The 12,969-nt window shown below is 61.2% G+C and carries 13 protein-coding genes; 7 read left to right on the top strand and 6 right to left on the bottom strand.

All coding sequences use genetic code 11. From position 1 onward, the window contains the following. Nucleotides 1-193 precede the first annotated feature (193 nt). Nucleotides 194-1,393: a tyrosine--tRNA ligase gene (tyrS, locus tag AVCA_RS20970; RefSeq protein WP_012703072.1), complete on the bottom strand. Its 1,200-nt coding sequence runs from the start codon at nucleotides 1,391-1,393 to the stop codon at nucleotides 194-196. Between the two features lie 396 nt (nucleotides 1,394-1,789). On the opposite strand from tyrS, the gene AVCA_RS20975 reads away from it, so the two are divergent. Then, the gene (locus AVCA_RS20975; RefSeq protein WP_012703073.1) at nucleotides 1,790-3,232 is read left to right on the top strand and encodes a peptidoglycan DD-metalloendopeptidase family protein; all 1,443 of its coding nucleotides are present in this window, start codon (nucleotides 1,790-1,792) and stop codon (nucleotides 3,230-3,232) included. Between the two features lie 27 nt (nucleotides 3,233-3,259). Next, entirely contained in the window at nucleotides 3,260-4,354 is a 1,095-nt protein-coding gene (locus tag AVCA_RS20980; protein ID WP_012703074.1) for an anhydro-N-acetylmuramic acid kinase, read from the top strand. A 105-nt stretch (nucleotides 4,355-4,459) separates the two neighbouring features. Here AVCA_RS20980 and ltrA read toward each other — a convergent pair whose 3' ends face one another. The 3 genes from ltrA to argC all read right to left on the bottom strand — a co-directional run bounded on the left by ltrA (nucleotide 4,460) and on the right by argC (nucleotide 7,796). Further along, a complete protein-coding gene (gene ltrA, locus AVCA_RS20985; protein WP_012703057.1) occupies nucleotides 4,460-5,827 on the bottom strand; it encodes a group II intron reverse transcriptase/maturase in 1,368 nt (455 codons plus the stop codon). Between the two features lie 450 nt (nucleotides 5,828-6,277). After that, on the bottom strand, nucleotides 6,278-6,628 hold the full coding sequence (gene erpA, locus AVCA_RS20990; protein ID WP_012703075.1) for an iron-sulfur cluster insertion protein ErpA: 351 nt from the start codon (nucleotides 6,626-6,628) through the stop codon (nucleotides 6,278-6,280). Between the two features lie 133 nt (nucleotides 6,629-6,761). Then, the gene (gene argC / locus AVCA_RS20995) at nucleotides 6,762-7,796 is read right to left on the bottom strand and encodes an N-acetyl-gamma-glutamyl-phosphate reductase (protein WP_012703076.1); all 1,035 of its coding nucleotides are present in this window, start codon (nucleotides 7,794-7,796) and stop codon (nucleotides 6,762-6,764) included. A gap of 133 nt (nucleotides 7,797-7,929) precedes the next feature. Here argC and hemJ point away from each other — a divergent pair, with 133 nt between their 5' ends. The 3 genes from hemJ to coq7 all read left to right on the top strand — a co-directional run bounded on the left by hemJ (nucleotide 7,930) and on the right by coq7 (nucleotide 9,556). Beyond that, nucleotides 7,930-8,358, top strand: a complete 429-nt coding sequence (hemJ, locus tag AVCA_RS21000) for a protoporphyrinogen oxidase HemJ (RefSeq protein WP_012703077.1) — start codon at nucleotides 7,930-7,932, stop codon at nucleotides 8,356-8,358. A gap of 129 nt (nucleotides 8,359-8,487) precedes the next feature. After that, nucleotides 8,488-8,826 (top strand): histidine triad nucleotide-binding protein, encoded by a 339-nt coding sequence (locus AVCA_RS21005; RefSeq protein ID WP_012703078.1) that lies wholly within the window; start codon nucleotides 8,488-8,490, stop codon nucleotides 8,824-8,826. A gap of 82 nt (nucleotides 8,827-8,908) precedes the next feature. After that, the gene (coq7, locus tag AVCA_RS21010) at nucleotides 8,909-9,556 is read left to right on the top strand and encodes a 2-polyprenyl-3-methyl-6-methoxy-1,4-benzoquinone monooxygenase (protein ID WP_012703079.1); all 648 of its coding nucleotides are present in this window, start codon (nucleotides 8,909-8,911) and stop codon (nucleotides 9,554-9,556) included. A 72-nt stretch (nucleotides 9,557-9,628) separates the two neighbouring features. Here the strand turns inward: coq7 and speD are convergent, their stop codons facing one another. Both speD and AVCA_RS21020 read right to left on the bottom strand, forming a co-directional pair. Beyond that, nucleotides 9,629-10,423 (bottom strand): adenosylmethionine decarboxylase, encoded by a 795-nt coding sequence (gene speD, locus AVCA_RS21015; protein ID WP_012703080.1) that lies wholly within the window; start codon nucleotides 10,421-10,423, stop codon nucleotides 9,629-9,631. Between the two features lie 204 nt (nucleotides 10,424-10,627). Next, nucleotides 10,628-11,050 (bottom strand): OsmC family protein, encoded by a 423-nt coding sequence (locus AVCA_RS21020; protein ID WP_012703081.1) that lies wholly within the window; start codon nucleotides 11,048-11,050, stop codon nucleotides 10,628-10,630. Between the two features lie 229 nt (nucleotides 11,051-11,279). Between AVCA_RS21020 and AVCA_RS21030 the strand changes: the two genes are divergently transcribed. Beyond that, a protein-coding gene (locus AVCA_RS21030) for an IS630 family transposase (protein ID WP_085930839.1) occupies nucleotides 11,280-12,226 on the top strand; the annotation gives its coding sequence in 2 pieces (ribosomal slippage) (nucleotides 11,280-11,625 and nucleotides 11,625-12,226; 948 coding nt in all). 94 nt (nucleotides 12,227-12,320) lie between these two features. Then, entirely contained in the window at nucleotides 12,321-12,968 is a 648-nt protein-coding gene (gene crp / locus AVCA_RS21035; protein WP_012703082.1) for a cAMP-activated global transcriptional regulator CRP, read from the top strand. Nucleotide 12,969: the final 1 nt, after the last annotated feature.

The following is a 12,969-nucleotide window of genomic DNA, read 5'->3' on the forward strand; positions in this document are numbered from 1 at the left end:
GCAATCAATCCATAGCAAGGACTGAACGACATCTTGAATCGAATGATCTTCGCTTCCGATGCCGAGGAAAGCCCTCCCTGACAAGCGCATCACCCTATCTACCGATGGCGCCCGCCCACATAAAGCAGGCCACCACCAGAGAAAGGCAAACCCAGGCGAGCCGAATCGCGTTGATGGAAAAACCCGATAACCGTTATTCCGCCTTCAAGATAATTTTGGCAAAAGACTTCTTGCCTGCCTGACAGACATGGGTTGAACCAAGTTGAAACAGGAAGCCACGATCAACCACCGCACCATCCACTCGAACCCCTCCAGAGGAGAGCAAATCACGCGCTGCAGCAGCGTTCTTGACCAAGCCTGCCTTATTCAAAACGGCAGCGATGGGCATATCTTCTGTGGAAAGCAGCTGGATTTCGGGCAAACTCTCCGGCAACTCGCCATCCTTCATGCGATTCCCGGCCGAACGGTGCGCATTGGCGGCCGCTACTTCTCCATGGAAGCGCGTCACGATCTCCTCGGCCAGCTTGATCTTGATGTCGCGAGGATTGGCCCCTCGATCGACCTCGGACCGGAAAGCATCGATCTCCTCCATCGAACGGAAGCTCAGGAGTTCGAAGTATCGCCACATCAGCGAATCAGGGATGGACACCAGCTTGCCGTACATGACTCCCGGCGGCTCCTGGATGCCAACATAATTACCCAGTGACTTGGACATTTTCTTCACGCCATCCAAGCCTTCAAGCAGAGGCATGGTGACTATGCACTGGGATTTCTGGCCATAAACACGCTGCAGCTCGCGCCCCATCAACAGATTGAACTTCTGGTCCGTCCCCCCCAGCTCGACATCGGCCCGCAAGGCAACCGAGTCGTATCCTTGCATCAATGGGTAGAGAAACTCATGGAGGGCTATCGACTGATTAGCAGCATAGCGCTTGCTGAAATCGTCGCGCTCGAGCATGCGAGCAACCGTGCAATGGGAGGTGAGCCGGACGAAGTCGGCCGGTGTCAATTGCTCGATCCAAGCAGAGTTGAAAACCACCTCCGTCTTGGCCGGATCGAGGATCTTGAAAACCTGAGCCTTGTAGGTTTCAGCGTTTTCCAGCACTTGATCACGAGTTAAAGGAGGTCGGGTTGCGCTTTTGCCAGTGGGATCACCAATCATGCCGGTGAAATCGCCCACAAGGAAAATCACTTGGTGTCCCAAGTCCTGAAATTGGCGCAGCTTGTTGATGAGTACGGTATGTCCGAGATGAAGATCTGGAGCAGTGGGATCAAAACCGGCCTTGACTCGCAGAGGCTGGCCACTTTTCAGCTTCTCGACCAGATCAGCCTCGACCAAGACTTCCTCCGCACCACGCTTGATCAGCGCCAACTGCTCTTCAATCGACCTCATGAGACCCCATCAGACAAAGAATGGAAAAGGTATCAACATTACAAGATTGCCTGCGAATTACAAGGCTCAACCTGCCCAGGTCCCACCATCGCAGCAGTCCCCCTTGCAAGCAGCTCGGAGCCAAGGATATGGCGCAAAATGCGCTCCCGCAGGACAAGCCATAACCTGTAACCTATTTTTTGAGAGCTGCTCTCGCCTTGAGGAAAAGCCCGTTGAAGCCGTTGAAGAGAGTCCTCTGACTCGAACCATCCCGACGACGAGCACTCTCCCGCCGGAGCAAGAACCAAAGAAACGTGCCAACCTTTCCCCCTGACAGGCGCACATCCGCCTCAGGGTTGCCTCATAGGCGATTTGATTATATTTTAGGCAGTTACTGTAACTTAAACACCCTTCGCCATGACTCCAAAAGACACCAAAGCCCTGCTCTACCCCAAAAGCCATATTCTGGCTGCAGGCGGTGTAGCAGCGCTGTTAAGCCTGGCCCTGCTGGTGTTTCCGTCACGCGAGGTCGAGGCAAAGAAGCCCTTCATCCATCCGAAGATGGAAAATGCCTCAACTCAGATCGAAGAAACAGACGACCAAAAGCCAGAACTGCTGCCTATCGACGAGGAAGCAGAACCGCCTTTTGTCGTGCTCGAAAGCTCCACGGACAGCCAGCCGCCCCCTGCGGAGCAACCGGCCCAGCAGGCAGAAGCAGAAGCCCCCGCCGCAGTGGCCGCGACGCCATCCCTGCCTGCAACGCCCACAGTGGTGACCTCTGGCAAGGGCGATACCCTTTCCACAGTTTTTGCCAAGGCAGGGGTTCCTGCATCCATCCTGCAGGAAATCCTTCATGACAAGGAGGCGGCCAAATACTTGGGCCGCATCAAAACCGGCCAAAAATTCGAATTCACCTTCTCCGCCGATGGCGAGCTGCAGACCCTGAGCGCGAATCTGGACAAACTGGAAAGCGTCGAAATCAGCAAGTCTGTCCAAGGGTTTTCCGTCAAGCACGAGATCGCCAAACCCGAGATGCGGACTGTCTACGCCCGTGGCGTGATCGGCAGCTCCTTTTCCCTGGCGGCCAAGAAGGCCGGTCTGAGCCACGGTCAGACCGTGTCGCTGTCGAAGATCTTCGCCTATGACATAGATTTCGCTCAGGACATTCGTCGTGGCGATGAGTTTGAAGTGATCTATGAAGAGAAGCGTCTCGGCAGCAAGCGCCTGCATCAGGGCAAGATTCTCGCCGCACGCTTCACCAATCGAGGCAAAACCTACACGGCCGTACGCTATACCAACAAGCAGGGCGCAACCCACTACTACACCGTTGACGGCAACAGCATGCGCAAGGCCTTCATCCGAACTCCCGTGGACTTTGCCCGCATCAGCTCGCGTTTTTCCAATGGCCGCCGCCACCCGATTCTCAACAAGATCCGCGCCCACAAAGGCGTGGATTACGCCGCACCACGCGGCACACCGATCCGCGCAACCGGCGATGGAAAGGTGACCCTCGCCGGCCGCAAGGGAGGCTATGGCAATACCGTGATCATCGAGCACGGCAACAACCAGCAGACCCTGTACGCGCACATGCAAGGCTTTGCCAAAGGGATTCGCACGGGCAGCAGCGTGAAACAGGGACAGATCATTGGCTACATCGGAACCACGGGACTATCGACCGGCCCCCATCTGCACTATGAATTCCAGATCAATGGTACCCACGTCGATCCCTTGTCGCAGAAGCTGACGATGGCCAACCCGATCAGCCGGGGCGAAAAGCAGCGCTTCCTGCAGCAGACCCAGCCGTTGATGGCCCGAATGAACAAGGAAAAGGCCACGATGCTGGCCATGGACAAGCGCTGACATGACGCTTTATCTGGGAGTGCTAACATGACGCTTTATCTGGGAGTAATGTCAGGCACCAGCCTGGACGGAATAGACATTGCCCTCGTCGCGCAGGAGGGTACCCACACCAGGCTACTCGGCACCCACTATTTGCCCATGCCGGCGGGTCTTCGCATCGATCTGCTGTCCCTATGCTCTCCCGGTCCCGATGAACTGGTACGAGCAGCTCTCGCTGAACAGCAGTGGGTGCGTCTGGCCGCCCAAGGTATCGGCAGTCTGCTCGAACGGCAAGGCATCGAGCCTACCCGGATTCGCGCCATTGGCAGCCATGGACAAACCGTCCGCCACCACCCCGCTCAAGGCGTTACCATCCAGATCGGCAATCCGGCCCTGCTGGCCGAATGCACCGGCATCAGCGTCGTCAGCGATTTCCGGCGACGCGACCTGGCCGCTGGCGGCCAAGGTGCGCCACTGGTACCAGCCTTCCATCAGACGCTCTTCGCAGACGACAACAGTCGCCGCGCCATTCTCAATATCGGTGGTTTCAGCAACCTGACCCTGATCGAGCCGGGAAAACCGGTCTACGGTTTCGACTGCGGCCCCGGCAACGTTCTTCTGGATGCCTGGATACAACATCAGCAGGGTGCCGAGTTCGATCGCGACGGAGCCTGGGCGGCCAGTGGCAAGGTGCAGCCGGCATTACTGCAGACATTGCTTGGCGACCCCTTCTTCCTGACCCATGGCCCGAAAAGCACGGGTCGCGAACTGTTCAACATGGACTGGCTGAGCCGGCAACTGGCCAAACTGCCAGCCATGGCACCGGTGGACATACAGGCCACGCTGCTTGAGCTCACCGCCGCCAGCACCGTAAACGCCTTGCAGGCAATCCAGGACAAGACTGACGAGTTGCTCGTCTGCGGCGGCGGCGCCCATAACCTGGCACTCATGGGACGACTGGCCGCGCTATTGCCTGCTACCAGGGTAGCCAGCACCGAAGCCTACGGAATCCCCCCGGACTGGATCGAGGCCATGGCCTTCGCCTGGTTGGCACATTGTTGCCTGGAAAGTATTCCTGCCAACCGACCGAGCGTGACCGGTGCGCGGGGTCCCAGGATTCTCGGGGCGATCTATCCGGCCTGAATTTCAAGCGCCATGCAGAACGGCATAGGGGGCTGCCGTCAAGGCAGCGCCCCTGCCACACCACCCGGCATGCGGGTCCGCACCGGGCGGTTCGAGAGGTTGAGGTCAGGCGAGTCGGGGTAGGCCAAGCCGGTCGAACCACGCCAGGTTGAGCACGCTGTTCAGGAGCTTGCCGCTGTTGCGCCACCATCGGCGGCTGTTGGCCGCGATCCGTTGCGCCACCTCGTGGCTGGCCCCCAGGGCGCGCAGTTCCCGAAACAGGGTCTTGCCGCGTTTCCACTGTTTGAGCTGGACGGCACGCAACCGATGCCGCAGCCATTCGCCCAGCGAACGCCAGACTCTCGGTGTCTGCGACAGTCCGAAGTAAGCCTTCCAGCCCAGCACATACGGACGCAGCTCCTGCACGACTTGCGCCATGCTGCGCCCACCGCTGCGCCGCGTCAGTTGCCTGATCCGCTGCTTGAACGTCGCCAACGGCTTGGCCGCCACTTTGCGCTTGACCTGTCCCTTCGGCGCTGCCCAGAAGGCATACCCCAGGAACTTGCGGCCGAACGCACTGGCCACCGCGCTCTTGGCTTCGTTGACCCTCAGCTTGAGCCGGCCGTACAGCTTGCGCAGCAGATTCATCACCCGCTCGCCCGCCCGCCGACTGCGTACGTACACGTTGCAGTCATCGGCGTAGCGCACGAAGCAATGGCCCCGCCGCTCCAGCGCCCGGTCCACCTCGTCGAGCAGGACGTTGGCCAACAGCGGCGACAGCGGCCCGCCTTGCGGCGTCCCCTGGTCCCGCTCGATGACCACCCCGCCATCCATGATCCCCGCGCTCAGGTACGCACGAATCAGCCGGATGACTCCCGCGTCGTCGATGCGTTTGCGTAGGCGGTCGATCAGAATGTCGTGGTTGACCCGGTCGAAGAATTTCTCCAGGTCCACGTCCACCACTATCCGCCGGCCCGACTGCACGAACGATTGCGCGGCCAACACCGCGTCATGCGCCCGTCTTCCGGGCCTGAACCCGTAGCTGTGCTCACTGAAGCTCGGATCAAGCAGCAGTTGCAGCACTTGCAACAACGCCTGCTGGATCAGTCTATCCGTCACCGTCGGAATACCCAATTCTCGTTGGCTCCCATCCGGCTTCGGAATCATCACCCGCCGTACCGGACTGGGCCGGTACGTCCCCCGCAGCAATTGCTCCCGGATCGCAGGCCACTCGGTCACCAGCTTGCGCGCCGTCTGGTCGATGTCCAGACCGTCCACGCCCGCCGATCCCCGGTTGGCTCGCACCCGCTTGAACGCTTGCCGCAGGTTCTCTCGCGTCAGCGCCGCTTCCAGCAGCGCCGACCCTGTGCCTTCCATCTCATGTCGCGGGCCTTCGGCTTCACCACGGGATACCTTGGCCGGGGCTTCACCCTGGCCTGCGGCATGCCGCCCCGCGCACGCGGGCTTCTGGTGCATGGCCTCCGACATCGACATCGTTTCCAACACTTCCTCTCGTTCGGTCCTTCACCGGTTCGCATCTGGCCTCTGCGGCCCCGCTACTGCGGCTACTACGACCTCTGCTGACTTCTCGCTCCGGCTCGACACCGTCGCCCTTTCAGGCATGAGGCGAGATCTCCCCAGGTAAGAACGCACTCCTTCACCGCACAACCGCCGCATCTACGCCGCCTCGCCTTGGTCACAAGAGCTTCGCGGTTACTGGCCCGCTTGCCCTGCTCGGCAGCGCCTTCTATGCGGTTCTTGTTCATCGGCTCACGATTTACGCTCCGCGCTTCCTCCCCACGCTCGGTCGCCCTCACGCAGTTGCGCTTCGCTTCATTCGCTGTGACCAGCTCATGGCGGGACTTGCACCCGCAGGAGTGCGCCCATGCTGGGCGCACCAGACCAAAACGCCACCTCAAGGGTGGCGTTTCGACTTGGCCGACTTCAGACCGAGAAAGACTGGCCGCAGCCACAAGTGGTTGCGGCATTCGGGTTCTTGATCACGAAGCGTGAACCTTCCAGCCCTTCCTGATAATCGACCTCGGCCCCGGCCAGGTACTGGAAACTCATGGGGTCGACGACCAAGCTGACACCTTCACGCTCGACGATGGTGTCGTCTTCGGCGACATCTTCATCGAAGGTGAATCCATACTGGAAACCCGAGCATCCCCCGCCCGTGACAAAAACACGGAGCTTCAGACGCGGATTGCCTTCCTCGCTGATCAGAGTCTTCACCTTGTTTGCGGCCCCCTGCGTAAAGAGCAGCGGAGTCGGGGTGAAGGTTTCGACGGTCATGCTGGTGACTCCCCGGCGCCATGCGCCCTGACTAACGTTGGAATGGATTATCCCCCTGGCCGAAAAACCCGGTCAACAGACTGCGGGCCGCCGGCGGATCTCGCCAAATTACTCGACCGGCCCCGAAAGGCGATTAGGGCAGCAGAGCTGCGTGGGCCAGGCCGAGCCGCTCATCCAGACCGAAGAGGATGTTCATATTCTGTACGGCCTGACCGGAAGCTCCCTTGACCAGATTGTCGATTACCGACAGCACCACCACCAGATCGCCGCCTTGCGGTCGGTGCACGGCGATGCGGCAAACGTTGGCACCCCGCACGCTGCGGGTTTCCGGGTGGCTGCCGGCCGGCATGACATCGACGAAGGGCTCGCTGGCATAGCGTTTCTCGTAGAGCGCCTGCAGATCCACGGAACGGTCGGCGACGCTCGCGTACAGGGTGGCATGAATGCCACGGATCATTGGCGTCAGATGCGGCACGAAGGTCAGCCCGACCTCTCCCCCGGCCGCGCGGCGCAGGCCCTGGCTGATCTCCGGCAGGTGACGGTGCCCCTTCACCGCGTAGGCCATCATGCTTTCGCTGGCCTCGCAGAACAGCGAACCGACCTTGGCTCCGCGCCCGGCGCCGCTGACCCCGGACTTGCAGTCGGCAATCAGCCGCGCGTTATCGGCCAGGCCGCTCTCCAGCAGCGGCAGGAAACCCAGTTGGGTCGCTGTCGGATAGCAACCGGGAACGGCGATCAGACGCGCGCTGCGAATCCGTTCGCGGTTTACTTCCGGCAGACCATAGACCGCCTCCGGCAACAACTCCGGAGCGCCGTGCGGCTGGCCGTACCAGCGAGCCCACTCCTCGGCATCCTGCAGGCGGAAGTCGGCGGACAGATCGATCACCCGGGTGCCGGCGGCCAGCAACTCGCCGGCCAGGGCATGGGCGACGCCATGCGGCGTGGCGAAGAACACCACATCGCAGCTCCCCAGGACGGCGCTGTCCGGCACACTGAAGGCCAGCCCGTCGTAATGGCCGCGCAGATTCGGGTACATATCGGCAACCTTCACCCCCGCCTCCGAGCGCGAGGTGATCACCGCCACCTCCACCTGCGGATGCTGCGCCAGCAAACGCAGCAGTTCGACCCCGGTGTAGCCCGTACCGCCAACGATACCGACCTTGAGCATAACCCGCCCTCGCATCAAGCCACTGAAAGGGTGCCGATGATAAAGCCCCGGCCAGCGCCCGGCCAACCGCCCGGATGACGTGCCTTACCACCAGCCACTAGTATTCCAGCTTTATCGCTATCGGGAGTGCCCCATGCTCTACCTCTGGCTGAAAGCCCTGCATATCATCGCCGTCGTCTGCTGGTTCGCCGGACTCTTCTATCTACCACGGCTATTCGTCTACCACGCCATGAGCGAAGACCAGACCAGCCGCGAGCGCTTCTGCGTCATGGAGCGCAAGCTCTACCGGGGCATCATGAATCCCTCGCTGATCGCCACCCTGCTGCTCGGCACAGGGCTCATCGCCCTGAACCCGAGCTATTACTTCAGTCAAGGCTGGATGCACGCGAAACTCACAGCCGTCCTCCTGCTGATCGGCTACCATCATGTCTGCGGTGCTCAGCTCAAACGCTTCGCCAGCGGTGAAACCCCGCATGGCCATGCATTCTTCCGCTGGTTCAACGAAATTCCCGTGCTCTTCCTGCTGGCCATCGTGATCCTAGTCGTGGTGCGCCCGTTCTGACGGAGCATGAGTCATAGCCAGACGGCCACCTCGCCGCCCGGAGCGCTCCGCCCCAGCCACACCGTTCTGGTCGCGGTGGAGCGGCCCCGTTAAACTCGAAGGACCTCACAACAGGCAGGGAGACTGTCCGTGGACTGTCTATTTTGCAAAATCGCGGCCGGGGAAATCCCTGCGCACAAGCTCTACGAAGACGACCTGGTCGTCGCCTTCCAGGACATCAGCCCCCAGGCGCCGGTACATTTTCTGGTCATCCCGAAGCGACACATCCCCACCCTCAACGACCTGAGCGAGGAAGACAGGCTTCTGGCCGGACACATCCTTCTCACCGCCCAGCGCCTGGCCAGGGAACAGGGCTGCGAGAAAGGCTTCCGCGCGGTGATGAACTGCAACGAGCAAGGTGGACAAACCGTCTACCACATCCACATGCACGTGCTCGGCCAGCGCCAGATGCACTGGCCCCCGGGCTGAACGGCCCGGCATCGCCATCGCGGCGCCCTCGCCACACGCTCCGCCTGGGCAGGCTGCCCGGCATGAATCCTCCGGAGGAACCATGGCCAACGAACGCCACTACTCGGCCACCGATCGCCTATTGCTGCAGGCCGATGCAGCGCTGCGCACCCTGCTGCCCTTCAGCGGCAAACCCTATCGCCCCTCTCCGGCACAGGGCGAACCGGAAACCCAGCTCGATGCCGGCAAGGCCCGCCATGTCGCCGGCCTGATGCGCATCAACCACACCGGCGAAGTCTGTGCCCAGGCGCTCTACCAAGGCCAGGCACTGACGGCTAGGCTTCCGCGGGTACGCGGCGCCATGGAACAGGCCGCCAACGAAGAAATCGATCACTTGGCCTGGTGCGAACAGCGCATCCGCGAGTTGAACAGCCGGCCCAGCCTGCTCAACCCCCTCTTCTACGGCCTGTCCTTCGGCATCGGCGCAACGGCCGGCCTGATCAGCGACAGGATCAGCCTGGGCTTCGTCGCCGCGACCGAGGACCAGGTCTGCAAGCACTTGGACGATCACTTGAAACAGTTGCCGGAGGAGGACCGGAAATCCCGCGCCATTCTCGAGCAGATGCGCATCGACGAACAGCAGCACGCCACAACCGCCCTCGAGGCCGGCGGCCTGCGTTTTCCGGCGCCGGTCAAGTTCGGCATGACCCTGCTGTCCAAGGTCATGACCAAGAGCACCTACCGGATCTGAGACCACGGTGTATCGGACAAGAAGAAGGGCGCCGTGGCGCCCTTCGTGCTTACGGATCGCCGCCGGCGCGACTCAATGCGGCATGTTTCGCGCGTAGAAGATCTCCAGCATCTCGTGGCGCAGGCGTTTCTCCACCTGCTTGCGCTGCTCGACGGACAGGTTGAGGGTGGCATCGCCGAACAGGTAATTGTCCAGGTCGAAGTCCTTGAGCAGCATCTTGGTGTGAAACATGTTCTCCTGATATACGTTCACGTCGGTCATCTGGTAGGCCGCGCGGGTATCCGCGGAGAGATACTTCTGGATCGAGTTGATCTCATGATCGATGAAGTGCTTGCGCCCTTCCACGTCACGCGTGAAACCACGTACCCGGTAATCCACGGTGACGATGTCCGAATCGAACTGATGGATCAGGTAGTTGAGCGCCTTCAGCGGCGAGATCACCCCGCAGGTGGACACATCGATATCCACCCGGAAGGTGGCCAGGCCATCGACCGGATGAATTTCCGGATAGGTATGCACGGTGATGTGGCTCTTGTCCAGATGCGCCAGAATGGTTTCCGGCAGCGGCCCGGGCGACTCCTCGATCTGGCTCTCGGTCGGCTCGACCGGTTGCTCGGAGATCAGGATGGTCACGCTGGCACCCTGCGGATCATAGTCCTGGCGGGCGATATTCAGCACATTGGCGCCGATGATATCGACAACATCGGTGAGAATCTGCGTCAGCCGCTGGGCATCGTATTCTTCGTCGATGTACCGGACGTAGGCCTGCTGGTCTTCCGGCGTTTCCGCGTAGCAGATGTCGTAGATGTTGAAGCTCAAGGTCTTGGTCAGGTTGTTGAACCCGTGGAGCTTGAGTTTGCTTTTCACCGTTTGGAAACTCTCAGTCGATGCGGCCCCGCCGCGTGATTGGGTATGCCCGTCAGAGTCATCTGCGTAGGGCGGTTAACACCTCTTCGCGTTGGCGATTATGGTTGTGTTATCGGGACCCACGGCCCCTGAAAATGGGGGCGAATTATGCAGAGCCGCGCGACGCGACGCCAGTGGCCGCGCACCGTCGCGACACCTGACGACTCAACCCAAATCGACGATCTCGTAGTCGTGGCTGATCTCCACGCCGGCCCGTCCCAGCATGATGGAAGCGGAGCAGTATTTCTCCGCCGACAGTTCCACCGCCCGCTTGACCTGCGCTTCCTTCAGGCCCCGGCCCTTGATCACGAAATGCAGATGGATCCTGGTGAATACCTTGGGATCCTCGCCGGCCCGCTCGGCCTCCAGGAAGGCTTCGCAGCTTTCCACCGCTTGTCGCGACTTTTTCAGGATGCTCACCACATCGAAGCTGGAACAACCACCCAGGCCGATCAACACCATTTCCATCGGGCGAATGCCGAGATTGCGCCCGCCATTCTCCGGCGGGCCATCCATGACGACCGCATGACCGCTGCCGGACTCGCCGATGAACATGGCTTCACCGGCCCATTGAATGCGCGCTTTCATCGCCAGACTCCTTGTTGAAAATGCCGCGGATTCTAGCACAGCGCCCTTGGCTCGCCGTCCGCCGCCGAAAACACGGGGGAGATGATCGCTCCATCACAAATCCGAACCGACACGCCCTCTACCGCTGTTAAGTTGCTAGAGCATTTTTTGAAAACACGAATTCGACAAGCAGGGGTTGCTCTTCCTGGTCATTTCGGTTCTCCTCTCCCGCTCGGACAAGGAGACCAGAATGGCTCGGGCATACAGTGCGGACCTTCGCCGGCGCGTCGTCGACGCGGCCATGGGTGGGCTATCGGCTCGGCAGGCCGCCGAGCGATTCGACGTCGGGACGGCAACAGCGATCGTCTGGGTGCGGCGCTTCCGGGAAGGCGGGGAACTCGTCGCCCGCCGACAGGGCAAGCCCCGGGGCTTGCGGCTCGATCCCCATGCGGACTACCTGCTCGGCCTGCTCGAGCAGACCCCCGACCTGACGCTGGCCGAACTCGCCGCGACCCTCGAACGGGAGCGTGGCGTCCGTGTCAGCCTGGCGACGGTGTGGACGTTTCTCGACCGGCACGCCATGACGTTCAAAAAAAGACCGCGCATGCAGCCGAGCAGCAACGGCCGGACGTCCAGGCAGCCCGACAGGGATGGATCGAGGAGCAGTCCGGTTTCGATTGGCGCAAGCTGATCTTCGTCGACGAAACCGCCGCTTCGACGAACCTGGCCCGCCTGCGGGGCTGGGCCCCTCGCGGCGAGCGCTGCCGGGCCGCGATCCCCCACGGCCACTGGAAAACCACGACCTTTACCGCCGGCCTGCGGGTGGATGGCCTGAGCGCGCCGCTGGTGCTCGATGGCGCCATGAACGGCCCGGTCTTCCTGGCCTATGTCGGGCAGGTTCTGGTACCCGAGCTGACGCCCGGCGATATCGTGGTGATGGACAACCTGCCGGCCCACAAGGTGGCGGGAGTACGCCAGGCCATCGAAGGCGCAGGAGCCACACTGCGCTACTTGCCACCCTATAGCCCCGACCTGAACCCGATCGAGATGGCCTTCTCCAAGCTCAAGGCACTGCTGAGAAAGGCGGCGGCGCGGACCGTGCCGCAGCTGTGGCAGAGCATTGGCGAGGCGATTGCGCAGTTCTCTGCACAGGACTGCAGGCACTACTTCGAGGCAGCCGGATATGAATCGGGATAAGGTAAAAATGCTCTAGCACTTTGCTGGCACACTTACACCTTTAGTAGTAATCCCAAATGACAAGGACCTATTTTTCTACCAAGGGGAATCCAGCGTGGTCGCTCTCACCCTTCTTCCGCCCAAGCTCAACAATCAGGACAAGTTGCTCGCCCATTGCCATCGGCGCCGTTACACGCCCAAGAGCACCATCATCTATGCTGGAGATCGTTGCGAAAGCCTGTTCTTCATCGTCAAGGGCTCGGTCACCATCTTGATCGAGGACGACGATGGACGCGAAATGATCATCGCCTACCTGAACACCGGGGACTTCTTCGGCGAGATGGGTCTGTTCGACAAGGAAGGCAGCGAAAAGGAACGCAGCGCCTGGGTCCGCGCCAAGACCGAATGCGAAGTGGCGGAAATCAGCTATGCGAAGTTCCGCGAACTCGCCCAGCAGGACCCGGAAATCCTCTACGCCCTGGGCCGGCAGATGGCCGACCGCCTGCGCAATACCACCCGCAAGGTCGGCGATCTGGCCTTCCTCGACGTCACCGGACGGGTGGCGCGTACCCTGCTCGACCTGTGCAAGCAGCCCGATGCGATGACCCACCCCGACGGCATGCAGATCAAGATCACCCGCCAGGAAATCGGCCGCATCGTCGGCTGCTCGCGGGAAATGGTCGGTCGCGTACTGAAGAGCCTGGAGGAACAGGGACTGGTTCACGTCAAGGGAAAGACCATGGTGGTCTTCGGCACCCGCTGAC

This window comes from Azotobacter vinelandii CA (assembly GCF_000380335.1).
GTDB lineage: Bacteria > Pseudomonadota > Gammaproteobacteria > Pseudomonadales > Pseudomonadaceae > Azotobacter > Azotobacter vinelandii.